This is a genomic window from Nonomuraea sp. NPDC050451, from assembly GCF_044458585.1.
In genome coordinates this window covers 68,859-94,463 of the sequence record NZ_JBITHZ010000043.1, presented here as the reverse complement: position 1 = coordinate 94,463, position 25,605 = coordinate 68,859, and the positions used below count along the sequence as shown (strand labels likewise).

General features: G+C 71.2%; 19 protein-coding genes and 1 pseudogene. 7 read left to right on the top strand and 13 right to left on the bottom strand.

What is annotated here, in order from left to right; genetic code table 11:
* The first annotated feature begins 300 nt into the window (after positions 1-300).
* Positions 301-753: a GbsR/MarR family transcriptional regulator gene (locus ACIBI9_RS58245; protein WP_397236150.1), complete on the top strand. Its 453-nt coding sequence runs from the start codon at positions 301-303 to the stop codon at positions 751-753.
* 16 nt (positions 754-769) lie between these two features.
* Positions 770-1,822: pseudogene (locus tag ACIBI9_RS58240) on the top strand (RNA polymerase sigma factor); the annotation flags it as partial.
* A 10-nt stretch (positions 1,823-1,832) separates the two neighbouring features.
* Here ACIBI9_RS58240 and ACIBI9_RS58235 read toward each other — a convergent pair.
* On the bottom strand, positions 1,833-2,444 hold the full coding sequence (locus ACIBI9_RS58235) for a TetR/AcrR family transcriptional regulator (RefSeq protein ID WP_397236148.1): 612 nt from the start codon (positions 2,442-2,444) through the stop codon (positions 1,833-1,835).
* 22 nt (positions 2,445-2,466) lie between these two features.
* Here ACIBI9_RS58235 and ACIBI9_RS58230 point away from each other — a divergent pair, with 22 nt between their 5' ends.
* Positions 2,467-3,384: an NAD-dependent epimerase/dehydratase family protein gene (locus tag ACIBI9_RS58230; RefSeq protein WP_397236146.1), complete on the top strand. Its 918-nt coding sequence runs from the start codon at positions 2,467-2,469 to the stop codon at positions 3,382-3,384.
* Between the two features lie 87 nt (positions 3,385-3,471).
* On the opposite strand, the gene ACIBI9_RS58225 is transcribed toward ACIBI9_RS58230, so the two are convergent.
* From ACIBI9_RS58225 to ACIBI9_RS58205, 5 genes are read right to left on the bottom strand one after another with little or no spacing between them, the layout of a single operon-like run.
* The gene (locus ACIBI9_RS58225) at positions 3,472-4,530 is read right to left on the bottom strand and encodes a VWA domain-containing protein (protein ID WP_397236144.1); all 1,059 of its coding nucleotides are present in this window, start codon (positions 4,528-4,530) and stop codon (positions 3,472-3,474) included.
* Positions 4,531-5,481 (bottom strand): VWA domain-containing protein, encoded by a 951-nt coding sequence (locus tag ACIBI9_RS58220; RefSeq protein WP_397236142.1) that lies wholly within the window; start codon positions 5,479-5,481, stop codon positions 4,531-4,533.
* Positions 5,482-5,521: 40 nt separating this feature from the next.
* Positions 5,522-6,409 carry a DUF58 domain-containing protein gene (locus tag ACIBI9_RS58215; protein WP_397236140.1) on the bottom strand — a complete coding sequence of 296 codons (888 nt, stop codon included), beginning with the start codon at positions 6,407-6,409 and terminating at the stop codon, positions 5,522-5,524.
* A gap of 6 nt (positions 6,410-6,415) precedes the next feature.
* The gene (locus tag ACIBI9_RS58210; RefSeq protein ID WP_397236138.1) at positions 6,416-7,405 is read right to left on the bottom strand and encodes an AAA family ATPase; all 990 of its coding nucleotides are present in this window, start codon (positions 7,403-7,405) and stop codon (positions 6,416-6,418) included.
* Between the two features lie 29 nt (positions 7,406-7,434).
* Positions 7,435-8,238, bottom strand: a complete 804-nt coding sequence (locus ACIBI9_RS58205; RefSeq protein ID WP_397236136.1) for a S1C family serine protease — start codon at positions 8,236-8,238, stop codon at positions 7,435-7,437.
* Positions 8,239-8,603: 365 nt separating this feature from the next.
* On the opposite strand from ACIBI9_RS58205, the gene ACIBI9_RS58200 reads away from it, so the two are divergent.
* Positions 8,604-9,365: a type II CAAX prenyl endopeptidase Rce1 family protein gene (locus tag ACIBI9_RS58200; protein ID WP_397236134.1), complete on the top strand. Its 762-nt coding sequence runs from the start codon at positions 8,604-8,606 to the stop codon at positions 9,363-9,365.
* Here the strand turns inward: ACIBI9_RS58200 and ACIBI9_RS58195 are convergent.
* The 4 genes from ACIBI9_RS58195 to ACIBI9_RS58180 form a co-directional block, all read right to left on the bottom strand.
* Positions 9,313-9,705: a response regulator transcription factor gene (locus ACIBI9_RS58195; RefSeq protein ID WP_397236132.1), complete on the bottom strand. Its 393-nt coding sequence runs from the start codon at positions 9,703-9,705 to the stop codon at positions 9,313-9,315. The genes ACIBI9_RS58200 and ACIBI9_RS58195 overlap by 53 nt on opposite strands.
* Positions 9,706-9,864: 159 nt before the next feature.
* The gene (gene dmpG, locus ACIBI9_RS58190) at positions 9,865-10,893 is read right to left on the bottom strand and encodes a 4-hydroxy-2-oxovalerate aldolase (protein WP_397236130.1); all 1,029 of its coding nucleotides are present in this window, start codon (positions 10,891-10,893) and stop codon (positions 9,865-9,867) included.
* Positions 10,890-11,786 (bottom strand): acetaldehyde dehydrogenase (acetylating), encoded by an 897-nt coding sequence (locus ACIBI9_RS58185; RefSeq protein WP_397236128.1) that lies wholly within the window; start codon positions 11,784-11,786, stop codon positions 10,890-10,892. The genes dmpG and ACIBI9_RS58185 overlap by 4 nt, the downstream gene beginning before the upstream one ends.
* Positions 11,783-12,493: a 2-keto-4-pentenoate hydratase gene (locus ACIBI9_RS58180; protein ID WP_397236126.1), complete on the bottom strand. Its 711-nt coding sequence runs from the start codon at positions 12,491-12,493 to the stop codon at positions 11,783-11,785. The genes ACIBI9_RS58185 and ACIBI9_RS58180 overlap by 4 nt, the downstream gene beginning before the upstream one ends.
* An 11-nt stretch (positions 12,494-12,504) precedes the next feature.
* Here ACIBI9_RS58180 and ACIBI9_RS58175 point away from each other — a divergent pair, with 11 nt between their 5' ends.
* Positions 12,505-12,957: an IclR family transcriptional regulator gene (locus ACIBI9_RS58175; protein ID WP_397236124.1), complete on the top strand. Its 453-nt coding sequence runs from the start codon at positions 12,505-12,507 to the stop codon at positions 12,955-12,957.
* A gap of 92 nt (positions 12,958-13,049) precedes the next feature.
* On the opposite strand, the gene ACIBI9_RS58170 is transcribed toward ACIBI9_RS58175, so the two are convergent.
* Complete coding sequence (locus tag ACIBI9_RS58170; RefSeq protein ID WP_397236122.1) at positions 13,050-14,012, bottom strand: hypothetical protein; 963 nt, start codon at positions 14,010-14,012, stop codon at positions 13,050-13,052.
* 471 nt (positions 14,013-14,483) lie between these two features.
* On the opposite strand from ACIBI9_RS58170, the gene ACIBI9_RS58165 reads away from it, so the two are divergent.
* Together ACIBI9_RS58165 and ACIBI9_RS58160 are read left to right on the top strand one after the other, a co-directional pair.
* Positions 14,484-14,744 (top strand): formylglycine-generating enzyme family protein, encoded by a 261-nt coding sequence (locus ACIBI9_RS58165; protein WP_397236153.1) that lies wholly within the window; start codon positions 14,484-14,486, stop codon positions 14,742-14,744.
* Between the two features lie 304 nt (positions 14,745-15,048).
* On the top strand, positions 15,049-15,459 hold the full coding sequence (locus tag ACIBI9_RS58160) for a cupin domain-containing protein (protein WP_397236120.1): 411 nt from the start codon (positions 15,049-15,051) through the stop codon (positions 15,457-15,459).
* Positions 15,460-15,568: 109 nt separating this feature from the next.
* On the opposite strand, the gene ACIBI9_RS58155 is transcribed toward ACIBI9_RS58160, so the two are convergent.
* A complete protein-coding gene (locus ACIBI9_RS58155; RefSeq protein WP_397236118.1) occupies positions 15,569-15,898 on the bottom strand; it encodes a hypothetical protein in 330 nt (109 codons plus the stop codon).
* A gap of 44 nt (positions 15,899-15,942) precedes the next feature.
* The gene (locus ACIBI9_RS58150) at positions 15,943-25,551 is read right to left on the bottom strand and encodes a LamG-like jellyroll fold domain-containing protein (protein ID WP_397236116.1); all 9,609 of its coding nucleotides are present in this window, start codon (positions 25,549-25,551) and stop codon (positions 15,943-15,945) included.
* Positions 25,552-25,605: the final 54 nt, after the last annotated feature.

The window sequence follows — 25,605 nt, the reverse complement described above, 5'->3', positions numbered from 1 at the left end:
CCTCGCTGGGTACTGGAGGAGGCCACCGGCACCTGGGCAACGGCGGGGGGGGGGGGGGGGGGGGGGGGGGGGGGGGGGGGCGGGGGGGGGGGGGGGGGGGGGGGGGGGGGGGGGGGGCGGCCCCCCCCCCCCCCGCGACCCCGGCCGGGGTCGCGGCACAGCGCCAGCACGTGGTGACCGGCGGCGGCCAGGATGCGGGCGGCCCGCAGTCCGATGCCGGAATTGGCGCCGGTGATGGCTATGGTGAGCACAGAACAATCCTAAGTGTTCGGAACGATCCGAACAAGATAGAATCCCTGGGTGGCGAGTGTCGAGGAGTTCGTGGAGAGCGCGGGGCTGTACTTCGAGCGGCTGGGGCTCAGCCGGACGGCCGGGCGGGTCGTCGGCCTGCTGCTGGTCGACCCGGGTGACTCCGCCGACGCCCCGGGCCTGTGCGAGAGCCTGGGCGTGGCCAAGAGCAGCATGAGCGTCGCGCTGGGGCAGCTCGAGCGGGGCGGGCTCGTCGAACGCTTCCGCCCGCCCAGGGGCCGCCGTGATCACTACCGGCTGGCCGAGGACGTCTTCGGGCGGGCGTTCCGGGCGAAGATGGCCGACTTCACCGCGTTCGCGCAGCTCGCCGAACAGGGGCTGGGCGCCGTCGGCGACAACCCCAAGGGCCGGGCCCGCCTTGAGCTGATGCGCGACATGTACGCCTTCATGGGCCGCGAGTTCCCCAGGCTCCTCGACCAATGGGACCGGGAACGCCGCCAGTGAAGCGGCCGTCTCCAGTTACGTCCGGCGTCGTACCGACCACCCTGACGACACCACCGACGTGATCGCCGAGACGTTCACCACGGCCTGGCGGAGGCTGGCGGACGTGCCGGCCGGCGAGGAGGCCCGGCTGTGGCTGTACGGCACGGCCCGGCGGACTCTGGCCAACCATCGCCGTAGCGCGCTGCGCCGCACAGCCCTGGCGCGGCGCCTGCGCGAGGAGCACTCCGCGTACGCCGACCCGGCGACGGACCGCGCGCCGGAGGGGGCCCGCGAGGCGTTCTCGCGCCTGTCGGACGACGACAGGGAGCTGCTGTCGCTGGTGGGCTGGGAAGGGCTCGGCACCACCGAGATCGCCAAGGTGCTGGGCTGCTCGCACATGGCGGTCCGCCAGCGCCTGCACCGCGCCCGCAAGCGCCTGGCGGCCGAGCTGGCCGCCGATGACATCGACCTGAGCACGTACGGCCGGCGTGCCGCCCCCGAGGTGTACGAGAGCCAGCTGCGGGGCGCGGGCATCGACGTCTCGCTCAGGGTCGTGCCCGCCACCCCGAGCTTCGTCGGCGAGATCGCCACCGACACGCCGGGCTGGCGCTCGGGCCCCTTCCCGTACGCCGACAAGATCAAGACGATCGACCGGCCCGGAGGGTGCGGCCTCGGGCGCACCTGCCCGATCGGCCTCACCATCGCCAAGGACTTCACCGGCTCGGCGGACATCACGCTCGGCCGTGCGGCCCGCCCCGGGGAGGAGTACGAGATCGTCGGCATGCTGCACGCGCCGAAAGAACCCCTGCACTGCGCCCCGTTCTACAACCGCCGCGTGAGCGAGGTGCGGGAGAGTCTGGCCAGACTCGGGCTGGCCATCAGCGGGTTCGCGGTCAGGAAGTCCGGCGATCGTGGCGCGGACGCGGAGCTCAGGACCACCGTGCCCGACTCCATGTACGTCCACGGCGGCGGGCTGTCCGAGTACGGCAAGGCCGACCTGGTCGTCAGCGAGACGCCGATGCCCGACACCCTGGTCCGCACCATCCTGCAGAAGGAAGGCTGCCCGGCGGACGGAGAGCCCACGTCCTGATCGCCGCCCGTCAGCGCAGCTGGAGGGTGGCCGCCGCGGTCTCGACCCAGGCGGCGAGGAACCGCTCCGGGTCGAGACCGCCCGGTGTGTGGCCGATCATGGCCCGCAGCAGCGGGTAGTAGGTCAGGGACGCCAGCAGCACGGCCCCGGCCGCCTCCGGATCGTCGACGTCGGCCTTGCCCAGTGCCTTCTGCGCGGCGATCCAGGCGGCCCCTTGGGCGTACACGCTTGCCAGCACCCCCTCCCACATGCGCTCGAACAAATCGGGAAACCCGTCGTACTCGCGCAGCATGATGCGGATGAGATCGCGGTCGCTCTCCAGCGACTCCCAGACCACCCGTGCCATGCGCTCCAGCGCCGCCCGCCCGTCCTCGTCCGCCGGCCGCTCGGCCGTGGCCGCGGCGGCGCGCCGGGCAATGGCCTCCATGTTCTGCCGTACGGCCTCCTCCAGCAGGGCCCGTTTCGACGGGAAGTGCTTGTAGAGCGCACCCGAACCGGTGGTCAGCCCGCACGCCGCCTGGATGTCGGCGACCGAGGTCTCGGCGTAGCCGCGGGTGGAGAACAGCCGCACCGCCTCGTCGATGAGCCGCTGCCGGGTGACCCCCGGTGTCGATCTCGCCATAGTGAGAGAGTACTCTCTTTCTATGCGAGTGTTCGTCACGGGCGGCACCGGCGCGATCGGCCGCCACACGGTCCCTGCCCTGCTCGCCGCGGGGCACACGGTTACAGCTCTTGCCCGCACGGCGGACAAGGCGGCCGCCCTCGGCGGCCAGGGCGCCACTCCGGTCACGGTGTCACTGTTCGACCGAGAGGCGCTGACCTCGGCCTTCGCCGGGCACGACGCGGTGATCAACCTGGCCAGCGCGATCCCGCCGATGAGCAAGTTCATGAGCGTCGGAGCTCAGCGCCAGAACAACCGGGTACGTACCGAGGGCTCGGCCGCCGTCGTGGACGCCGCGCTCGCCGCCGGCGTCGGCCGGGTCGTCCAGGAGTCGGTCAGCATGGTCTACCGCGACCAGGGCGCGCGCTGGATCGACGAGGACGCGCCCGTCGATCGCTACCCGATGACCCGCGGCAACTTCGCCGCCGAGTCGAGCGCGCACCGGTTCGGCCGGGAGGGCGGCGGCGCGGGCGTGGTGCTGCGGTTCGGCTGGTTCTACGGACCGGGGGCCGCGCACAGCGAGCAGATGTACGCCCAGGCCCGCCACCACGTCGGCATGGTGCTCGGCCACCCCGACGGCTACGTCTCCTCCATCCACCTGACCGACGCCGCCGAAGCCGTCGTCGCCGCGCTCGGGGCGCCCGCGGGCACGTACAACGTGGTCGACGACGAGCCGCTGACCAAGCGCGAGTACGCCCACACCCTCGCCCGCGCCGCCGCGACCCGCCTGTGGCTCAGCGTCCCCGGCCGCGCCGCCTACCTCTTCGGCGACCGCCTCACCTCGCTGACCCGCTCACTACGGGTCAGCAACGCCCGCTGCCGCGCGGCCACCGGCTGGGCCCCGCACTACCCCAGCGCCCGCGAGGGCTGGCCGGCCACCGCCGCCCTCCTCGCCTCATGACGCCGCATCCCGCGCGCCTTTGCTTCCGGCGATCGCACCGGCTTCCGCTGACGTTGCCGCGCTCGGCTTGACCGGCTGCAGGTGCCGTCAGCGGGTCGGGGTCCGGGGGCGGTTCCACCAGAGCGACAGGGACAGGGCCGCGGTGATGAGGATGGCGCCACCGGCGGCGAAGGCGGCGGCTGTGTCGACCCGTTGGTTGATGACGGTGAAGCTGCCTGGAAGGGCGTTGAGAGCGCTCTGCAGCTGGTCGGCGTTCTCGGCGCGGTGGTAGGAGCCGCCGGTGGTCTGGGCGATCTGCTTGAGCGAGGGCTCGTCGATCATGCGGACGTTCCGGCCGCGGTCGAATCCGCCGCGCCCGCCGAAGCCGCCGCCCCAGCCGCCGAAGCCGCCGTCGAACTGCGAGTTGTCGCAGACCATCGGGGCCGGGTTCGTGGTGCCGAAGCCGATGGTGAAGACGCGGACGCGGCGCAGGGCCGCCTCCTGGGCGGCGGTCTGCGGGTCGACGCCCTGGGTGTTGGCGCCGTCGGTGAGCACGACGATCGCGGCCCCGGCGTACCCTCCCCCGCCGGCGTCGCCGGGGTCCGCCCCGGTGGGGGCGACCGACGGGTCGACCTCGGCGATCGCGTCGATCGAGGTGAGCATGGCCTGCCCGATCGCGGTGCCGCGGGACACGGTGAGGCCGTCCAGCGCTTCGATCAGCGAGTCGGTGTCGTCGGTGGGCGGGACGAGCAGCCCCGCGGTGCCCGCGAAGGTGACCAGGCCGATGCGCGGCCCGCCCCGCTGCGACTCGATGAAGTCGGCCGCGGCCTTCTTGGCGGCGGTGATGCGGTTGGGGTCGACGTCCGTGGAGCACATGGAGCCGGAGGTGTCGAGCGCGAGCAGGATCGTCGCCGACGTCATCGGTACGGGCACCGACGCCTGCGGTCGCGCGGCCCCGACCGCGAGCAGCGCGAGCCCGGCGATGAAGAGTGCCGCGGGGATCTTCCGCGTCCAGCGCGTACCGCCGGGCAGGGCGCTGCGTACGAGCGCGATCGAGGTGACCCGCACGGCGGCCCGCCGCCGGCGGCGCCGCGCCCACCAGCGGACGGCGAAGATCAGCGGGATGATCAGGACGGACAGCAGCGCCCACGGCCATGACAACGACATTCAGATCACCCGTCCAGACCGGAGCACGGTGAGCGCCGCTCCCCCGGCGAGCAGCGCGAGGGCGAGCCCGATGAGGGCGCCGGCGAGGGGCAGCGGCTCGTCGGAGACGGTGAGCCGCAGATCGATCGTGTCGGCGATCCCGTCGAGCTGCGCAGTGTCGGAGGCGGGGTGGTAGGCGCCGCCGGTGGTCTGCGCGATCAAGGTGAGGGTGTCCTCGTCCAGCGAGGTCTGCAGGTGGTAGCCGTCGACCTGCACCGTCGCCCCGGCCGTGGTGCCGACCCCGACGGTGTGGATGTGAACGCCCGCCTTCTGGGCCACTTCGGCGGCTCGCTCGATGTCCCCGCCCTGGTTCTGACCGTCGGAGAACATCACGATCGTCGCCGACGGCCAGTAACCGACGTCGGGCGCGGCGCCGTCGCGGCCGATGGCCACCTGCTTGCCGGTGATCGCCGTCAGCGAGGCCGTGATGGCCGTCCCCAGCGAGGTGCTGCCGGTGATCTTCAGTCGGTCGATGGCCTTGAGCGCGATGGAGTGGTCGGCGTCGGGCCGTGCGGTGGTGAGCGCGCCCCGTTCGAACGCGACGACTCCGATGTCGACGCTGTCGGGCTGCGCCGCCACGAACGCGCGGGCCGCCCGCTGCGCGGCCGCCAGCCGGGTGGGCGCGACATCGTCGGCGCCCATGCTGTTGGAGACGTCGATGGCGAGGATGACGGTGCCCGCGGCGCGCGGGACCGGCACCATGGCCGCCGGTCCGGCGGTGGCGATCGCGAGCACGGCGACGCCGGCGATCGACAGACCGGTACCGAGGTACGCCCGGCGGCCGCCCGGCACGGCGACACCGGCCGCGACGAGCGCTGCCGTCCGCCGGCGCGCCGAGACGACACTCGCCCAGACGAGCGCCGCCGTGACGAGCAGTCCGACAGCCAGCAGCAGCGGGGAGGACAGCGTCATGAGCCCCCTCCGTGTCCGTTGATGACCTCGACAAGCACGGTCATGGCGACCGGTCCCGGGTTCGGGCGACGACCTCGACGAGTGCCTCGGCCAGATCGCGGTCGGTGTCGATGCGGTGCACGGGCACCCCGGCCCGGCGCATGCCCGCCGCGAGCCGGGCATCGCGGGCGTCGACGGCCTCGCGGAAGCGGACTCGCAACAGCGGATCGGCGGAGTCGACGACGAGCTGCTCGCCGGTCTCGGCATCCTCGACCACGATCAGCCCGGCTTCCGGCAGCACGTCGTCCGCGGTGTCCACGATCCGCAAGGCGACCACCTCATGCCGCCGGGCCAGGCGCTGGAGCGATCGTTCCCAGTCGCCGTCGCCGATGAAGTCCGACAGCACGACGACGAGCGCGCGGCGGCGCGCGAGCCGTCCGGCCGCATCGAGCATCTCCGCCAGGTCGGTGGTGGCGCCACCACGCGCCGTTTCGGCGGTGCGTTGCAGCTCGGCGCCGATCCGCAACGCGTGCCGCCGGGACGTGCCGGGCGGCACGACACGCAGCATCCCGGTGTCGAACAGCAGAGCACCCACGCGGTTGCCGCCCCGCCCGAACAACCGAGCCAGGACCAGCGCGAGCTCGGCGAGCACGTCATGCTTGCCGCGCCCCGGCCGGCCCGCCAGCATCGACGCCGACCGGTCGAGCACCAGCCACACCGTCAGCTCACGATCCTCGGTGAACACCCGCAGGTGCGGCTCGTCCAGCCGCGCGGTCACGTTCCAGTCGATGTGCCGGGCGTCGTCGCCGTCGCTGTAGGCGCGCAACCCGGTGAAGTCGATCCCGGAGCCGCGGTGTGTGGTGCGGTGGGCGCCCTGGAGCCGGCCGTCCAGCCTGCGGACGACCTTCCACTCCAGGCGGAGCAGGAGCTTTTCGGGGGCGGTGGCCATGGCAGCTCAGCGGTTCTGCAGGACGACGTCGGGCGCCCGGACAGCCCCGAGCACCCTGGTGATGATCGTGTCGGCGTCGATGTCGTCCGCGAGGGCCTCGTACGACAGCACGAGGCGGTGCCGCAGCACATCCAGCGCGAGCTCGGACAAATCATGCGGCAGGACGTAGTCGCGCCCGCGCAGGAACGCCAGCGCCCGCGCGCCCGTGACCAGCGCGATGGACGCCCGCGGGCTCGCCCCGTACGTGACATACCGTTCCAGCTCGCCGAGCCCGCCCGTCGCAGGGGAACGCGTCACGGCGACCAGCCGTACGGCGTAGTCGACGATCGCCGGATCGACGTACACCTGCTGCGCGCGGGCCCGCATCGCGATCAGATCCTCGGCCGTCACCATCGGCTGCGGCGGCTCCGGCGGACGCAGTGCCCGTGCGACGATCGCCTGCTCCTCGGCCTGCGTCGGATAGTCGACGACCACCTTCATCATGAAACGGTCGACCTGCGCCTCCGGCAGCGGGTAGGTGCCCTCCGACTCGATCGGGTTCTCCGTCGCCATGACCAGGAACGGCTCAGGCACCCGGAACGTCTCACGCCCGATCGTCACCTGATGCTCCTGCATCACCTCCAGCAGGGCGCTCTGCACCTTGGCGGGGGCCCGGTTGATCTCGTCAGCCAGCAGCAGATTCGCGAACACCGGGCCCAGCTCGGTCTTGAACTCCCCGGAATGCTGGTGGTAGACCCGCGTACCCACGAGATCGGCCGGCACCAGATCAGGAGTGAACTGGACGCGCTGGAAACTCCCGGCGATCGCCGCGGCCAGCGACCGCACCGCGAGCGTCTTGGCCAGCCCCGGCACACCCTCGACCAGCAGGTGACCGTCGGCGATCAACGCGACAGCCATGCGCTCCAGCAGCACGTCCTGCCCGACGATCGTGCGTTTGACCTCGAACAGCACCTGTTCGAGCGGGTGAGCGGACTCGGGGGACTTGGTCGAGGTCATGGTCTTCCTTCTCGAGACGCATCAGTCGGTCAGATCTCAGGTCCCGGCGGGCCGTCGCCTTCGGTACCACCCAGGGCCACGCCGATCGGCACCGCGAACGCGATACCCGCGAACGCATCGTCGCCTCCCGGATCGGCGATCGAGACAACGATCCCGATGACCAGGCCACGAGCGTCCAGAAGGGGACCGCCGGAGCTGCCCGGATTGACGGAGGCGTCGAACTGGATGAGCCCGCCCAGGTCGCGATCTCCTTCTTCGGTGGTCCGGTTCAGGCCCGACACCACGCCGGTGGAGACGCTGTAGGTCAGACCCAGCGGATTGCCGATCGCCACCACGGGGGCGCCCACGGCCACGGCGCCGCCGAGCGTCGCCGGGACGACGATCTCCGGCAGCTTCGCGGGCTTGAGTGCCGCGACATCGCGCTTGGGATTCGACGACACGACGACGGCCTTCGCCTTGGTGCCGTCCGCGAACGTCACGCTGACGGCCTCAGCGTCTTTGCCCTTGGTGCCTTTGACGACGTGGTACGCCGTCAGAATCGTCCCGTCCTCGGCCGCGATCACCCCTGTTCCGAGCGACTTCCCGGCCTGGATGACCACCACCGACGGCCCGACCCTCTTGAAGACCTCGGCCGTCGCGAGCGTCGCGCTGGGCGTCGGCGTCGGACTCGGCGAGGGCACGGCCCTTTCGCCGTTCCCACCGCTGCTTCCCAGCCAGTACGCCAGCACCGCCACGACGACAAGCACGCCGCCCCCGGCGACAAACCGCCGAGCCCTCCCGGCCCCGGCTCCCCGAGCCTCGGCCGCACCGACCTCCTGCGGCACGTGCTCCATCGCCCCATAGTCATAAAACTCAGCTCAAAGTGCCACAAAATCCACCTGAGAACTCCATGAGAACCCAGTCCCCGCAGCCCAGCACGGCGTCGAGACTCGCGGCGCCGGCGCACAGGGGGTGGCCGGCGTCCGGAGGGCGTCGCCGGCGCGAGCCCACAACGCTGACAGAGCGCCGGCTTTCTGGGCCCAGCGGCCTAGTCCCGCAGGTGGAAGGGGCAGGCCGGGGGCGGTGGAAATTCGGATCGTCGGTGGATGGCGGCGGCGACGCGTTCATGAACACTGGCCAGGCCAGTTCCCCGAAAGAAGGTCTGTCCGTGTTCGAACGGCTCTCTGATCGCGCTGCGTCGATCGTTTTCATCGTCCTTGTGCTCACGATCTCGCTGGGCACCGCCAACATCGCCGGAGGGCTCGTCCTCGCCTTCTCGCCGTTGCTCGTCGTCATGGCCATGCTGCTCGTCATCACCCGGGAGGGGTATTCCAGAGACGGGTGGCGCCGGCTCGGTATGGGGCGGCTCGGCCTGCGGACCTGGCCGCTCGCGCTCGCCACCACCGCCGGCGTCTGCCTGCTCGCCACTGCGGGTGCGGTCGCGCTCGGCTTCGGCCGGTTCTCCGCGCCGCAGGGCGACTGGCTTCAGTCGGTGATCGCCGCGTCTGTCACCGGGCCGATCCTGTCGTTCGCGGAAGAGATCGGCTGGCGGGGCTACCTGCAGCCACGGCTCGCGTTCCTGGGCGAGCGCTCGGCCATGCTCGTGGTCGGGCTGGTCTGGATCGCCTGGCACCTGCCGTACATCCTGTTCACGCCGTACTACCACGGCGAAGGAGACCGAAGCCTGGTGCTTGTGCTGTTCAGCGGCTCGGTGATCGCGTTCTCGTTCCTCTTCGGGTACGTGCGTGTCACGTCCGGGAGCGTGTGGCCGGTCGTGCTGGCCCACTTCGCGCACAACGCCACCTTCGCCCTGTTGCTGGAGTACGCGATCTCGACCGAGGAGCCCGTGGTGGTGCGCGAGTACCTGGCCGGTGACACCGGGCTGTTCGTGCTGGTCGGCACGGCGGCCTGCGCCCTCGCGATCGGGATCAGCCGGTCCGCCGCGAGTCGCCGGTCAGCCCCTGTGTCTGCGCGAGGATGACCGCTTGCACACGGTCGCGTAGCTCGAGCTTGCGCAGCACCGAGCCGAGATGGGTCTTGACGGTCGACTCCGCCAGCTGCAGCCGCGCGGCGATCTCCGCGTTGGTGAGTCCCAGGCCGACCGAGGCGAGGATCTCGCGTTCGCGGGTGGTGAGACGCCCCAGCCTGGACGCGGCGGCGGGCGGGTGCTCGGCGGATGTGGTCACCGGCGGTGCGAGGACGAACGAGTCGATCAGGCGACGTACGAGCCTCGGCGCGACAGGCGCCTCCCCGGCAGCGGCTGCCCGGATCGCCGCCAGCAGCTCCGCCGCGCCCCCATCCTTCGCGAGCAGTACCACCATGACGCCGTCCGAGCGGCGCAAAGCGCCGAAGCGGCCAGGTGATCGCATCCGCCCCGTGGCCATCGCAGTTCGGGCTGAGGTCGAGGGGCCGGTCCCACGCTTGGAGCCGAGCCCTCGACCTGTGAACGGGCGATCACGTGCTGCCGGATCGGCTGTGGCTCAGACGGCTTCGCGTGCGGCGACGAGCTGGAGGGCGACGTCGATGATCATGTCTTCCTGGCCACCGACGTATCCGGCCTCGCCGACCCTCTGAAGGATCTCGTGAGCGGGCACGCCGTACCGTTCGGCGGCACGTTCGGCATGGAGCAGGAAGCTGGAGTACACCCCGGCGTAGCCCTGAGTGATCGCGGAGCGGTCGGCGAACGGGAGGCGGTGCAGGAAGGGCTTGACCACGTCCTCGGCGGCGGCGAGGGCGCCCTGCACGTCGACGCCGGTGGCGATGCCGAGCCGGTCGAAGGTGGCGACGAGCACTTCGGTGGGTGAATTGCCGGCTCCCGCGCCGAGCGCGCACAACGCGCCGTCGATCTGGCGGGCACCGTTCTGCGTCGCCAGCACCGAGTTGGCGACGCCGAGCGAGAGGTTCTGGTGGCCGTGGAAGCCGACCTGGGCCTCCTGGCCGATCTCGGCGACCAGCGCGCTGATCCTGGCCTGCGCCTCCCCCAGGACCAGGGCGCCCGCGGAGTCCACCACGTACACGCACTGGGCGCCGCCGTCCACCATGATCCGGGCCTGCCTGGCGAGCTCGTCGGGGCCAATGCGGTGGGACAGCATCAGAAAGCCCACGGTCTCCATGCCCAGCTCACGGGCCGCGGCGAAGTGCTGCAGAGAGACGTCGGCCTCGGTGCAGTGGGTGGCGATCCGGGCGACCGACGCTCCGGCGCCGTGTGCCTGCTTCAGGTCCTCCACGGTGCCGAGACCGGGCAGCAGCAGTACGGCGATCTTGGCGTTCCGCGCCTCGTCCACTGCGGCGGCGACCAGATCGATGTCGTCTTCGAGGGAGAAGCCGTAGTTGAACGACGAGCCGCCCAGGCCGTCACCATGGCTGACCTCGATGACCTCCACCCCCGCCCGGTCGAGCGCGTGCACGACGCCGCGCACCTGCTCCTCGGTGAAGCGGTGGGCCATCGCGTGGCTGCCGTCGCGCAGGGTGGAGTCGGTGATCCTGATCCTGCCGGGTGTCTGGCTCACGCGGTCACGCTCCTCAGTGCCAGTTGCTCGCCCACCCGGGCGGCGGCCGCGGTCATGATGTCGAGGTTGCCGGCCCATGGCGGCAGGTAGTCGCCGTTGCCCCGGACCTCCAGGAAGACGGCGACCCGGGCCATCCCATTCCAGACGTCGCGGGGAGGGTCGAACTGCGGTTCGGCGCGGAGGGTGTAACCGGGCACGTACGCGGCCACCTCGGCAACGGTCGCATGGATCGAATCGCTGACCGCGCCGGTGTCGGCGTCCTCGGGAATCGCGCAGAACACCGTGTCACGCATGATCATCGGCGGCTTCACCGGGTTGAGGATGATGATCGCCTTCCCCCTGGCCGCACCACCGACCTGCTCGATGGCGCGGGCCGTGGTCTGGGTGAACTCATCGATGTTGGCCCTCGTGCCGGGTCCCGCGGAGCGAGAGGAGATCGAGGCGACGATCTCGGCGTACGCGACCGGGGCGACCCGGGTGACGGCGTGCACGATCGGGATCGTGGCCTGGCCGCCGCACGTGATCATGTTGAGGTTGGGCGCGTCGGACAGGGTGTCCAGATTGACCGGCGGGCACACGAACGGCCCGGCGGCGGCGGGCGTGAGGTCGATCGCCTTGATGCCGGCTTCGGCGTAGCGAGGCGCGTTGGCCAGGTGCGCCTTGGCGGAGGTGGCCTCGAAGACCAGGTCGGGCAGGGTGTCCTGGGCCAGTAGCCAGTCCACGCCGCCCGCCGAGGCCTCGACGCCGAGCGAACGGGCCCGGGCCAGGCCGTCGGAGGCGGGGTCCACCCCCACCATCGAACGAACCTCGATCACGTCGCTGCGCAGCAGCTTGACCAGCAGGTCGGTGCCGATGTTCCCGGGCCCGACGATCGCCGCGCTGAGCCTGCTCACCGGGCCGCCTCCGCGAAGGTCGCGGACACCGCGCCGAGGCCGGCGAACGTGGCCGTCACCGTGTCCCCGGCCGCGACCGGAATCGCCGCCGTGACCGACCCGGGCAGAACGACATGCCCCGCCTCCAGGCTCACCCCGCGCGCCCCGAGCACGTTGGCCAGCCAGACCAGCGCGTTGATCGGCGAGCCGAGCACCGCGCCGCCCGCGCCGGTCTGTTCCAGCACGCCGTTCCTGTGCAGCAGGCAACCGGCCAGGGCAAGATCGACGGCCTCCAGCCGGGTGGGGCGGGTGCCGAGCACCACACCACCGCTGGAGGCGTTGTCGGCGATGGTGTCCGCCAGGGTGATCTTCCAGTTCTCGATCCGCGAGTCGATGATCTCCAAGGCCGGCAGCACGAAGTCCACGGCGGCGATGGCCTGGGCGACGGTCACTCCGGGACCCGACAGCGGGCGTCCCAGCACGAAGGCGATCTCCGGCTCGATCCGGGGCTGCAGGAAGCGCCCGGCGTCGATCGGGGCGGAGTGCTGGAAGAACATCGTGTCCGTGAGATGGCCGAAGTCGGGCTCGTCAACGCCGAGCTGCCGCTGCATCGCGGCCGAGGCCAGGCCGACCTTGTGGCCTTTGACCACGGCCCCCGCCGCGGTCCACTCGCGGACCTGGGCGAGCTGGATCGCGTAGGCATCGGTGACCGGACCTGCGGGAGGCAACCCGGCAGACCGTGCACCTCGCGGTGCTGGAGGGCCACGGAGTCGTCTACGTCGAGATCCTGCCCACGCCGGGCGGCCCGGACTTCCCGTCACGGGTGGGCGGGCGCCTGCCGGCCACGGCGACAGGGGTGGGCAAGGCCATCCTCGCGTTCTCGCCCCCGGCCGTCGTGCGGGCCGTACTGGAGCGGGGGCTGCCCCGCATCAGCGAGCGGAGCGTCACCGCGCCCGGCGTCCTGGCCCGCGAGCTGGGCCGAGTCCGTGGTGAGGGGGTCGCGTTCGATCGCGAGGAGTCCGGAGCCGGGATCGTCTGCGCCGCCGCTCCCGTGCTCGCCCCGGACGGCACGGCGTTGGGCGCGCTGTCGGTCTCGGGCTGGAGTTCCCGCATGCGGATGCAGCAGGTCGCCCCTGCCGTGCACACCGCCGCCCTCGCCCTGTCCAGAGCCCTCCGTACCGCCCGAGCCTAGACCGAGGGCACGAAAGCGCCGCCCTGCACGCTCGTGCCGGCTTCCGCGTCATCGGCACCCGCGAGCGGATCGGCCGCCACCACGGCGTGACCTCACTGGACGCTCCAGGCCTCCTTCCGCGGCGGGTAGGCGAACGTCTGCGTTTCGGCCCAGTCCTCTCCGACGACGCGGTAGTCGTGCGCGGCTTCGCTCGCGGTGTGGTTGCGGCCGATGTCGACCGTATCGGCAGTCGACCAGACACCGTTGACCTTGTGCTCCACGGTGTAGAGAAACTCGTTGAAGCCCGAGGAGGACACGCACGTGTTGACGATGGTGAGCGAGCGTCGCCCCGCCGTCAGATCCGGCGGGATGGCGACGATCTGGTCTCTCCACTTGTAGACGCTGTCCTCGAGCAGCGGTCGCCATTTCGCGGCCGGGGTTCCGTTGACGGTGATGGTGGCATGTTGCAGACCGACGCCTGCATCCAGCCGGCGGATCAGCCGTACGCCGGTATTGGCCGGGTTGACGGTCACGGTGAACCGGCTCGACCCTCCACGAGGGAACGCACGACCGTCGTCACTGACGATGTGGGCGGGATTCACGATGTGGTCAGGCGCTCCTTCGGAGGCGCCGCGTTGCGGCGTTGCCCTCTGCGCGATGACGACGCTCAGGGTTACCGCAGCCGCCGGCACGGCCACCGCTGCCAGCAGGGCGGCTTGGCGCCAACGCCGGCCGGCGGCACGGGTCGTCCCCGGGTTGCCGGGTGCGGTCATGATCTGGGCAGCGCGCGGCGTGCCGTGGGAGGACTCGACGCTGCGATTCTCGTTGAACCCGGCGGGCAGCTGATTGACACGCACCCGTTCCCACGCCCGTTCCCACTCCGGGAGCTGATGGTCGGGGACGCGGCATCCCCGAAGGAACGCCACCATCACCGCCTTCTTGGGGAAGCGCCGACCGGCCAGCATGTCGGCGCAGGTGCTGCGTGGCAGCCGCGTTCCGCCAACCCTGTCCGCCCGTGTCTGAAGCTCTCGAAGTGACACGTCGGCTCGCGCGAACTGCTCGGCCAGCAGTTTCACCAGGTCCTCGTGACAGGTCACCGACTCCGGTCCACCCTCGGTCGCCTTTCCTGAAGGCCGAGGGTCTTGGTCGCCTTGGGGGGCCTCGCTCATCTGTTCCAGACCCTGTCCTCTCCTGACCGGGGCCGTTCGGCCACACTTGCCGCGCCAGACAGTGTACGAGCGATTACCTAGTGTGTCCGAATCCGGCGGTGAAGCGTCCGGAGACGGCCGAGTCCGGCCGTGGTCCTGTTGGACACCCGCCGGAGGTCGTTTCGATGTCGTCCAGCGAGAACATGCCGTCCCCCGTACAGAGGAGACCACCATGCACGCACGTCGCGGACTCGCCGGGATGCTCACCTGCGTCGTTACGGCTGCCGGCACGTCGCTGCTGCTCGGCCGGCCGGGCCACACGAAGGAGTACGCATGAAGCGCGACTTCGGCCCAAAGACATTCCTCGCCGCCCTATCCGCGCCGGTCCTGGGACTCACGATGTTCGGGCCGGCGACCGTGGAGGCCGGCGCGGTGCGGGCCGACGGTAACGCGTGGGACCTTCACGACGTGCTCGGCAACGTCTGGGAATGGTGCTGGGACATCCACGACGCCGAGGTCAAGGAGACCTACCGGGTGCTGCGCGGAGGCGGCTGGTTCGACGAGCACTGGAGTTGCCGAGCCTCCGCGCGACGCCGCAGTCACCCGACGTTCCAGGTCGACGACGTCGGCTTCCGCATCGCCCGTTCCACCGTTCGCTGATCCTCGCCAGGTCCGCATGGGAAGCGAGGCCGGAGGCAGAGAGAGCCTGCTGACCAGTGGCCCCACGTTGACGCCGGATTCCGCGCCAAATCTCTCTGACTACCGGATCGGGCGGAATGGCCGATCATGGGTGCCGCGAGGGGTGGACGTGTCGCTCTGGAGAAGGGTGTCGGTGTCCGTCCGTTGCTGTGCCGGCGGATGAGGGAGGCCCGGGTATTCCTCGTTCCGAACCGTCAGGGCTGTCACAAACGGGGAGGTCGTCTTGTCCTCACTCTGGACAATCCCTGTTCGGACGGAGGAACACATGAGCGCTGACCACGCGCACCTGCCCCCAGGCGTCGAGGTGATCACGACCCTGCCGGAGGCGGCGGCCCGGATCCCGGCCGGTGCCGAGGCCAGGACCATCCGGGTCACCCTGCCGCCCGGTGACCCCGGCGCGCCGCCGCACCGGCACCCCGGGCCGCTCTTCGGGTACGTGACCCAGGGCGAGATCCTCTTCGAGCTGGAGGGGCAGCCGCCCCGGGTGCTCAAGGCCGGTGACGCCCTGTTCGAGCCCGGCGGTGACGTGATCCACCTCCAGGGCGCCAACAACCTTCCGGACGCGCAGTCGCAGCTGGTGGTGACCATGTTCGCGCCGCCGGGGACCCCCATCCTGACCCTGGTCAGCGCGGAGGAGCTGGCCGAACGACGGCACCGACGGGTCACCCGGCCATGACGACCACAGGTGTGAGCGGCATCCTCTTGGCCTGACACTCCCCTACCGCCGGCCCAGCTCGTCGCGGCCGATGTGCGGGATGGTGCCGGCCGTACACGCGTTCGGCGGGCTACGGGGGGTCGGGCATCGCAGGGGGGATGAGCTCGTAGTCCGGGATCGTGGGTCGAAGCCGCTGGTACGCCTGCTCCCCCGCCTCCGCCACAGCGGCTTCGGGGATCTCGACGCGGCCGAGGTACGGCCCCTTCAGGCAGTGGTCACACCAGAAGTGGGCGTCGCCGACGAGCAGGTGAGGGATCCGGAGCCGGTACACCAGGCGGAGGCAGGCCCGTCCGCAGTTCGGGCAAGGCCCGGAGATCGGTCCGGGCAGCTCGTCACGAGCCTGCTCGTAAGCGTGCAGCCAGCTCTCCCATCGGAGCGCCTCTTCATGAGTGTTCGGCAACGGGTCCGCCTCGGTGCTGTCTTTTGCTTCCAGTACATATACCGTCACTGGTTACGTGGATGGTTGGCCCACCACTCGTCCTCGAAGGCATAGGCCCGGTCCTCCCACGGTTGCGCTTCTTGGGTGCTCCTCGGATAGGCGCCGCCCTGGCGCAGGTCCTCCACGTGGTACCGCTCGTGGGCGAGCGTACGGGCCAGCAGTTCCTCGCTGCGGAAGGCCGCTCGCCGGAGCAGGACCGTCTGATCGGGATAGGTCACGCCGGCCAGCCCGTCGATCCTCTTGTCGATCCTGATGGTCAGGTCGTCGATCCGGATGTCCCAGTCCTGGGCCACCCGCCGGACCGTGTCCATGTTCATCGGGAGTCTGGCGCCCCAGCGCGGCCTGTCCCCGGCGCGTGCCAGCGTGAAGGGGTCGTCGGCGGCGATCGGCCCGCGCGCTCCCGCGCCGGAGCCGCCGCCGGACCTCGCGGTTCCCAGCGGCCCGGGTGCGGACAGGCAGGCGGAGCCGGCACCCGTCACGCCACGGCAGGGGGCCAGCTGCACCGACGGGTCCTGCGGGACGCCCGGGCCCGGGTCGACGCGGCAGTCCTGCATCGCGTCCGCGCCGAACACCCCCGAGCACTGGCCGACGACGTGCGGCGCCGGATCGAACCCGCCGTTGGGCTGCCCGTCACCCGCCCCCGCCTCGGTCGGCGTGAAGGCCACGCCGACCTTGTCCAGGATCTTGTCGATGGCGTTGTCGACCCGATGCGTGAGGCCCTTGTCGAGCGCGTCGGCCAGCGAGGTGCCCGCCGGACCGGGCAGCCGGTCGTGGTCGATGGGGCCCGGCCTGGTCGCGCGCGTCTTCGCGGCGATGTCGGCGAGCTCCTGGGGCGTGGGCGGCGGAGGCGGCGGCGGAGGATCCGCCTTGGGCGTCTTGGGCAGGCCGCTCTTGGCCGGGCCGGGTGTGGGGTCCCCGTCGGGGCCGCCGGACTTGCCCTTGCCGGGCGAGCTCCCGCCGTCCGGATACTCGATGTACGGCCCGCTGCCGTCCGGCCAGCCCTTCCACCAGTTGTTCTGCCACCACTTGCCCGCCAGGTAGCCCAGGCCCGCGCCGACGCCGACCGCCGCGAGACAGTAGAGCCAGGCCGGACCGCAGGCCCGTGAGCCGCGCGCGAGCGCGCCGGTCTCCCCGCCACCGACGAGGACGTAGTCGGCCGCGTTCCAGATCGGCCTGGCGATGTCCACCGTGACGACCCTGATCACGCTTTTGGCGGTGCCGCACACGAAGGCGGGGCAGCCGAAGTGACCGGTCGGGTCCATCCGGTTGAGCGGGTCGCCGTCCGCGTAGGTGAAGCGGTTGCCCTTCACGGACGGCACCGGATCCACCTCGAGGGTGTCCCTGCTGGGGAACGCGCCGGTCCCGGGGTCGTACCAGCGGGCGGCCATGTTGACCTTGCCGCTGGCCGGGTCGGTCCAGCCGCCCTGGTAGCCGAGGCCCCGCTTGGTCCCCGAGCTGGCGACGACCTTCCCGTACGGGTCGTAGGCCACCGAATCGGCCGGCGCACCCGCGCCGGTGAAGGTGGCGGTGAGGTCGCCGTGCCGGTCGGTGTAGGCGTACAGGCCCGCGACGGAGACGACGTTGCCCGCCGGGTCCCTGCCGTAGGTCTCGGTGCCCGCCGCGGCCGGGGTGTTGCCCAGCCCGGAGTAGCTGAACGCGACGCCCGCGGCGGACGCGAGCCTGTCCAGCCCGTCGTAGGCGTAGGTCGTGGCACCGTCGCTGATCATCCGGTCGAACGCGTCGTAGCTCGTCGCGCTCGCGCTCCCGCCGGTCGGCGTCCTGGATTTCAGGGTGCCGCGCGCCGAGTAGGCGTAGCCGGCCGATCCGTCGGAGACCAGCTGGTTGCGCGCGTCGTAGACGGCGACGGCCGTGCCGGCCTTGGTCCGGTTGCCCGCGTCGTCGTACTCGTAGGCGACCGAGTTCCACGACGTCAGCCTGCCCGCCAGGTCGTAGCCGTAGGTGTTGGCCGCCGCGCCCGCCGTACCGGTCGTGGTCTTGCTGGTGAGCCGGTCGGCGTCGTCGTAGCCGTAGCCGATGGCGGCCAGCGTCGCGCCCGCGGTGGTCTTGAGCGTGTCGGAGGTGGACCGGTGCAGCGCGTCGTACTCGAAGGAACGCTTGGCGCCGCCGTAGTCCACCCCCTTGAGCTGGTCCATCGAGTCGTAGGAGTAGATCGAGGTACCGCCGGTGAGCGGGTCGCGGACCGTGGTGAGGCGGCTGCCCGCGTCGTAGTCGTAGGTGGCCGTGCCCGCCTTGTCGGCGCGGGTCTTCATGCGGCCGTCGGCGTCGTAGGTGAAGGACGCCGTGCCGGACGGCCCCGCCGTGCTGACGAGATGGTCGCGATCGTCGTAGCCGAAGGTGTCGCCCCCGGCCGAGGTCAGCCGGCTCACGGCGTCGTAGCCGAAGCTGTGGGCGGTCGTGGCGCTCTCGGCGCCCGCGCCGGTCTCCGCGGTGAGCCGGTCCAGCGCGTCGAAGGTGCGGGCGACGGTGACCCCGCCCGGCTTGACGACCTGGACGGGGCGGCCGGCCGCGTCGTAGTCGGTGATCGTCTGGCGCTGGGCGGGCGTGGTGTAGGCCGTGGTCGCCGGGACGAGCATCGCCGTCTGGAGGTTCCACGGGTTGTAGGCGTACGAGGTCGCGTTGCCGTTGCCGTCGGTGAAGCGGGTCTGGTTGCCCACCGCGTCGTAGCCGAACGTCGTGGTGACGGTGTGCGTGGACGTGGTCTTCTCGTGCTGGCCGGTCAGCCGGTTCAGGGCGTCGTAGTCGTAGGTGGTGACCCCGCCGCCCGGTCTGTTGACGGTGACCGGGTTGCCGCCCGCGTCGTAGCCGACGGTCATCGACCGCAGCTTGTTGCCCGACGCGTCGAGCTCGGCCATAGCGGTCGCCCGGCCGGCGCCGTCGTATGTGAGCGTGCTGCCGGTGCCGTCCGGGTTGAGGACCTTGGTCACCCGGCCGGCGTGGTCGCGGGTGTACCAACGGGCCTGGGTCAGCGGGTCGACGTCGACCACGGCCTCGCCTGCCGCGTTGTAGCCGAACTGGCTGCGCGCGCCCGACGGCGTGGTGACGTGGGTCAGGTTGCCCGCGTCGTCGTACTCGTACGTCGTGGTGTACCCGGCCGCGGTCGGTGTGCGCTCGACGGCGGTGGTGGAGATGCGGCGGCCGAGGTCGTCGTACGTCGCCCCGGTCACCCGGCCCGCCTGGTCCCGCGTCCAGAGCCATTCGCCGGCCGCGTCGAAGCCCGACCGCGACCGGTTGCCCGCCGCGTCCGTGGTGGCGACCGCGTTGCCCAGCTGGTTGTAGGTGTAGGTGTCGGTGTGGCCGAGCGCGTCCACGACGCTCGTCACGCGGCCCAGCCCGTCGTACGTCCTGGTGGAGCTCCCGATCACCGTGGCTCCGGCGCCGAGCTGCGTGTAGGAGGGCAGGGTGAGGACACGCGGCCGGCTCATGGCGTCGTAGGTGATCGTGGTCCGGTAGCCCTCGGCGTCCTCGCTCGTCACGACGTCGCCGAAGCTGTTGTAGCCGGCCCGCGTCGTCGGCCTGACGTTGTACGGCGCGCTGCCGAAGTGCTCGACGGCCACCGTCGGCGCCTTGGTCGTGGTGAGCCGGCCCGCCTCGTCGTAGGTGTAGTCGGTCACCGCGCCACGCGGGTCGGTCATCGTCCGCTCGAAGCCCCGCTGGTCCCTGGTCCAGGAGGTGGTGAGCCATGCGTCGCCGTCCCAGACCTTCTGGGAGAGGGGCCGGCCCAGCGCGTCGAGGCCGTACGTGGTCCAGGTGTAGCCGCCGTTCTGGGCCTGGACCAGGGAGATCAGGTGGTCGTCGTCGTCGTAGCCGTACGTGGTCTTGCGCTTGATGCCCGTGGGGTCCAGCAGGGCCTCGGTGGTCCGGTTGGCGGCGTCCACGGTGTACGTGGTCGTGCTCTTGCCGTTGCCGGTGACCCGCTGGATGAGGTTGCCCGCATTGTCGTAGGTGTTCTGCTGGAGCGGGATGTCCCGGGTGGTCCCGTCGGCGTTGCGGAAACCCTCGGCCCAGACCGATTCGAGCAGGTTGTCGTCGTGGTAGCGGTAGCGGGTCGTACGGCCCATGGCGTCGGTGACCGTGGCCAGGCGCCCCGCCGGGTCGTAGGCGCGGGATTCGAGGACCAGCTCCTTGGGGGCGTCGCCGTCCAGCGGGTCGCCCACCCAGTTGGCGAGGCTGGTGGTCAGCAGCAGGCCGGTCGGCCCGTAGGTGCGCCGGTAGTCGGCGCCGGTGGCGTCCACGGTGCTGTTGAGGTTGCCGTAGGAGTCGTATCCGTAGGTGGTGATGTTGCCCGCGGCGTCCTTGACGGACGAGACGCGGGCCGCGGAGTCGTAGGTGTAGCTCGTGGTGCGGGTGGCGTCCTTGCCGGTGGGGTCCGTCCGCTCGACCTTGGTGACGTTGCCGTCGACGTCGTAGGTGTAGATGACCCACGGGAGGTGCTTGACGCCGCTGATCACGTCCGTGGTCGCGGGGCCGACGGTGGCGGTGAGGTGGTTGAGGGCGTCGTACCCCATCGAGGTGACGACGCCGTTCGGGAAGGTGTCGGAGATCTCGGTCACGGCGGTGGGCCGGCCGGCGCCGTCGTAGTCGTACTTGGTGGTGAGCCCGGCCGGGTCCACCACCTGGGCGAGGTCGCCGTTCTGGCGGTAGCCGTACCGCGTGGTCCTGCCGCCGGGGGTGGTGACGGAGGCGAGCAGCCCGTCCGGGGTGGTGCCGCCGTCAACGGCGGCCTCGGTGCCGTCGGTGTAGGCGTACCTGGTGGTGCGGCCGCCTCCGGACGCGCTCACGGGAGGCGTGGTGACGGTGAGCAGGTCGCCCGAAATGTCGTAGGTGTAGCTGGTGCGGTGCGCCGCGTCGTTCCCGGCGCTGGCCCGGGCGTCGTACGCACCGGTGAGCTTGTCGTTGCGGGGGTCCAGCGGGTCGCCGGGGTCCAGGTAGTAGGTGAAGTAGGAGGTCTGGCAGGAGCGCGGCCCCCGGCAGGTCACCTTCATGACCGGGTTGCCCCGGTTGTCGTTGAACAGCTGGGTGGTGTGCCCGTCCGGGTCGGTTACCGTGGCCAGGTTGCCGTTGAGGTCGTAGCCGTATCGCGTGGTGCCGCCCGAGGCGTCGTACAGCGAGGTCGGGCGGCCGCCGTGCCGGGGGTCGAAGCTGTAGACCATCGGTTTGCCGCCCGGGTCGGCGGCGAGCACGGTGGTGGCGGGGATGCCGAACGTCGCGACGTCCTGGTAGTGCGCCTCGATCGCGTCCGTGCTCAGGCTGCCCCAGTAGATCGCCACCTCGTCGATGGTGCCGGTGAAGTGGCCCAGGGTGTCCGAGGGTTTGGCGGGCCAGTTGCCGGCGATGAAGCCGGCGCCGACGTAGACGTGGTTCTGCGCGACCGTGGACACCGGCCCCTTGGACCTGGTCCCGACCACGGAGCCGTCCAGCCAGAGCCACTGGGTGCCGCCGGAGGCCGTCAGCACGGCGTGGTGCCAGCTCGCGTCGGTCACGGTCTTGCTCGTGGTGATCGGCGCGATCGCGGCGCCGTCCCAGAACTGACCGCGCAGCTTGCCGTCCGTCCCGACGTACAGCGCGGGCGTGTAGTTCGCCTGCGGCCCGGCCGGGTCGGTGATGGCCTGGGCCTGGTAGGCGAGCAGGACGCCGGGCTTGGCGGTCTTGAACCACAGCTCGGCCGACAGGTCGCCGCCACCCTTGATCTCGCCGTCGGGAAGCTCCAGGTAGGAGGTGGAGCCGTTGAACCCGGCGGCCCTGTCGCCACCGGTGGCCAGGTAGATGGGCGCGGTCTGGTTCAGGGTGACGTTGTGGTAGGTCGCGTCGGTGTCGCGCCCGTCGCCGTACGCCGCGCTGGCCGCCCGGGTGCCGGAGTACTCGGCGAGGCGGTAGTACTCGCGCGGCCGGGCGCCCAGGACCGCGTTCGGGTAGTACTCGGTGCCGGCCTGCGTCTGGGCGGGGTAGACCCGCCACTGCCCGCCGCCCGCGTCGGTCACCGAGGCGACGCGGTCGCTCTGGGCGTCGTACGCGAGCGTGGCCTGCAGCTTGCCCGAGGGCAGCTTGACCGTCTCCAGCACGCCCGTGTACTGCCCGGCCGCGTACTGGGCGGCGACGGCCGTGGGGCCGAGCGGGTGGGTGTAGAAGGCGGGGTCGTCGATCTGGCCGGTGAAGTGGCCGCGCGCGTCGGCGGGCGCGGCGGGGCACCAGCCCGAGGTGGTCGTGTAGCCGGCCCCGACGCTGGCGTACGGCAGATGGGTCGCCTTGATCTGCTTGGTGCGGCTGGCCGCCATCGACCCGTCCACGTACAGGCTCTGCCAGGTTCCGCTCGAGGTCAGCACCACGTGGTGCCAGGCCCCGTCGTTCACCGCCGCGGTCGACGTCATCGATCCGCAGCTGCCGTCGTCGGCCAGCTGCCCGTGCAGCCTGCCGTCGGTCCCGACGTAGAGCATCGGCAGGAAGCCCCAGGGCAGCGGGCCCCGGGAGTCCTCCAGCGTGTTCATCTGCGCGCCGTACAGCACGCCGGCCTTGGTGGTCCTGAACCACATGCCGACCGCCGCGTAGGTGGTCTCGTCGGTGACGCTGTACGGCATGCGCAGGTAGGAGCTCGTGCCGTTGAACGTCGCCGAGCCGTCCGTGGTCCCGGCCGGGGCGCCCGCCGCGCCGTAGGCCAGGTTGACCGCCTCCGCGTCGTCCTGGCCGACGAACATCCGGGCCTCGTTGGTCGCGCTCTGGTGGAGCCGGTAGTACATCGCGGGAGCGGCGTCCACGACCGCCGTCCGGTAGTGCGACACCATTTTGTAGGTGTACTTCGTGCAGGCCGTCGTCGTGCCCGGCGGGCAGACGTGGGCGAGCAGGCCGTAGCCGTAGCCGTAGGTCCAGGCGGGCGCTCCCTGGGCGGGGTCGGTGGCGACCGAGGTCACCAGCCCGCCGGTCCAGGAGAAGTAGAGGCCGCGTCCGCTGACCTTGTTCACGACCTTGGCGAGGGTGCCGTCGCCGTTGTAGGTGAGGTACTCGGCGTGCTGGTCGTCGTCGTAGATCGCGGTCAACCGGCCGTTCGGGTCGAACACGTACGCGCCGCCGGACTTGTCGCGGAGGAACCACGCCAGATCGGTCTTCACCAAGCTCACCGACCGGCCCTCGGGCGGCGCGTACGTGCCGTCGGGGTTGCGGCCGAAGCGCGCCTGCCGCCCGTCGGGGTAGGTGACCACGACGTTGCCCGTCAGGTCGTTGTCGGTGACGATCTTCATGTCGTAGGCGGTGGTCCAGCCCACGCCGAACATCCCCGTGCGGGAGTTCAGGCTGCTGTACGAGCGGGTGATCGCCAGCGCGGGACCGGCGGTGGTGAGGCTCGCGTCCGTGGTGGTGGCCGCGTACTGGCCGGTCAGCGGGTCGACGCCCTTGACGGCGGCCGTGCCCGCGCTGTCGGAGACATGTGAGGAGACCAGCGGCTGCGGCACGATGGTGCGGAACGTGCTCCACCCGGACGCCGGGCTGGAGTCCTTGCCGTCGGTGACCAGGACGCGCCACATGTACTGCTCGCCCCACTTGAGCTTGCCCTGCGGCACCGTCCAGCTCGCGGTCTGGGCACCGGTGTTGGAGTCGCCCGTGACCAGACCGGCCGCGGGGCACGTGTCGGGGTCGGAGACCAGGCAGACGTTGAAGATGAAGTTCAGCTCCCCGCCGGGCCACCCGTCCTCGTCATGGCCGGATGCTGTGAACTCCGGCGTCAGCGTGGACTCCACGTACCCGCTGCCCGGCCACATCGAGTCGACCTGGGGCGGCAGGTTGACCACGGTCAGGCTCACGCACCAGACCGGTACGCCCCAGTCGGAGAAGAACTGCCCGTTCGCCACCATGTCCCAGCAGACCTGGTACGAGCCCGGGTTGAGCGGGTCGATCGTGGCGCTCACCTTCGCCGAGCCGTTGTTGGCGATCGTGGCGGGCAGCGCGGCGGCCGCGGTGGAGCTGCCCACGAAGGTGCCGCCGGTGGTGTACACCTTGTAGCCCAGCTTGACCGTGCCGGGGGACCAGGAGTTCATCCCATTGTTGATCATCGTGACGGGGAGCCGGCCCGCGCCGTTGGCCGTCACCGGCGGGTCGATCGTGGCGCCGGAGTCGATCGCGTACAGCGCTCGCCAGGGGCTGTAGTCCACCTGCAGGTACGGCGGGTTGGCCGAGTTGGCGCTGGCGAACTCCTTGAAGCTGTCGGCGGTCAGCGCCAGGCCGTTGTTGCCCGCGCCGTTGGCCCAGTCCGACAGGGCGGACAGGCCCGCGCTGTTGATCCCGATCCACGCCCAGGCGGCGCCGCCGCAGGTGACGCCGCCGGTGAAGCTTGCCGATCCCCAGGTGTCGCCGAGCGTCACGCCGGGATAGGAGGCGATCGTGCCGACGTTCCAGCTGCTGGTGATCGCCTTCACCGTGACGGGGTTGGCCGAGCAGGAGTTCGACAGGGTGTTGTAGAGGAAGAGCGCGGCGCCCGTCACGTAGGCGTGGGGGATCTGGGAGGCGAGGTTGAAGTTGATGTAGGCGTTGTTGCGCTTGGTGCCGTCCTGGGAGCCGACCAGGAGCTGGTCGCTGCCGGCGTGGTTCGCGCCGGAGTGGTTGTCGACGTACGTGTCGGAGGCGGCGCCGCTGGTGGTGCGCACGTAGGAGGAGGGGTCGACGACCACCGGGAACTCGCGGTCCTTGGCGCGCAGCCACTTCTGGTCGGCGCTGACGCGCAGGACGTTGCCGACGAGGGTGTAGCGGACCGCGTCGGAGCGGGCGCCCGCGGCGTCGCGCATGAATCCGGCGGGGACGGTGATGCGGACGGCGCCCTGCTCGTCGACGAACTCCACACCCTGCGACGAGCTTCGCGGCGTCAACCCCTTGGCCTGGAAGGGGAAGTCCCAGGGGCCGGTCGCGGCCTGGCGCGAGGTCAGGACCAGCGACTCCTTGATACCGTTCCAGGCGACCTCGACCTCGATGTCCGTCTCAGGCAGCACCCCACGATATTTCGCGATATTTCGCGAAATAGTGGCTTTGGTGCTTTTTGCGCCTTGGAGGGCGAAGGACAGGCTGTGCTCCCCGTCCAGGGTGAGCGATTGGAGCCTGGGGTCGGCGGCGTCGTCGGCCACCTCGACCCCGACGTCGTTCGCCGCCTGCCGCCAGCGTCCGTCCGCGCCGGTCAGGTTGACGTCGATGTCCGCCCACTCCCCCGTGGCCGTCCGATAACGCACTGGCCTGGAGTACGTGCGCACGGTGTAGGTGCGGTCGGGGTTCTGGAAGACCTTCGACGTCGCGTCACCCAGCGTGGGCACCACCCGGCTCTGCTCGGCGACGAACCCGTGGGCCTGTCTCTTGCCCGGCTTGCCGGTCGCCGCGCCCACCCGCTGCGGCGCGTTCGACAGACGGGAGACCGGCTCGGGCGGCTTCGGGGCCTCCAGGGGCACGGTCCCCTTGGGCGGCTTGGCGGCGGCCCGCTCAGGCAGCTCGCTCTTCGCCCGGGTCGCCTCCGCCGCCACCTGATGGGCACGGTTCGCCGCCGAGCCCGGCAACTGCTCGGGGAGCGTGGGCTCCTCGGCAGCCGCGTGGGCTCCCTGACCTGCGACGCTGATGACAAGCGTGGTCACCGTCAGTGCAGCGCAAAGACGGGTGACCCAACGGTTCCTCATGCCGACCTCCGG

What these genes read in the sequence shown, in the direction of transcription:
- ACIBI9_RS58205 (WP_397236136.1), bottom strand. Translation starts at nt 8,238, where the DNA reads ATGGAGCACGTGCCGCAGGAGGTCGGTGCGGCCGAGGCTCGGGGAGCC.
- ACIBI9_RS58220 (WP_397236142.1), bottom strand. Translation starts at nt 5,481, where the DNA reads ATGACGCTGTCCTCCCCGCTGCTGCTGGCTGTCGGACTGCTCGTCACG.
- ACIBI9_RS58165 (WP_397236153.1), top strand. Translation starts at nt 14,484, where the DNA reads ATGTTCGGGCCGGCGACCGTGGAGGCCGGCGCGGTGCGGGCCGACGGT.
- ACIBI9_RS58230 (WP_397236146.1), top strand. Translation starts at nt 2,467, where the DNA reads ATGCGAGTGTTCGTCACGGGCGGCACCGGCGCGATCGGCCGCCACACG.
- ACIBI9_RS58195 (WP_397236132.1), bottom strand. Translation starts at nt 9,705, where the DNA reads ATGGTGGTACTGCTCGCGAAGGATGGGGGCGCGGCGGAGCTGCTGGCG.
- ACIBI9_RS58160 (WP_397236120.1), top strand. Translation starts at nt 15,049, where the DNA reads ATGAGCGCTGACCACGCGCACCTGCCCCCAGGCGTCGAGGTGATCACG.
- ACIBI9_RS58225 (WP_397236144.1), bottom strand. Translation starts at nt 4,530, where the DNA reads ATGTCGTTGTCATGGCCGTGGGCGCTGCTGTCCGTCCTGATCATCCCG.
- ACIBI9_RS58235 (WP_397236148.1), bottom strand. Translation starts at nt 2,444, where the DNA reads ATGGCGAGATCGACACCGGGGGTCACCCGGCAGCGGCTCATCGACGAG.
- ACIBI9_RS58210 (WP_397236138.1), bottom strand. Translation starts at nt 7,405, where the DNA reads ATGACCTCGACCAAGTCCCCCGAGTCCGCTCACCCGCTCGAACAGGTG.
- ACIBI9_RS58215 (WP_397236140.1), bottom strand. Translation starts at nt 6,409, where the DNA reads ATGGCCACCGCCCCCGAAAAGCTCCTGCTCCGCCTGGAGTGGAAGGTC.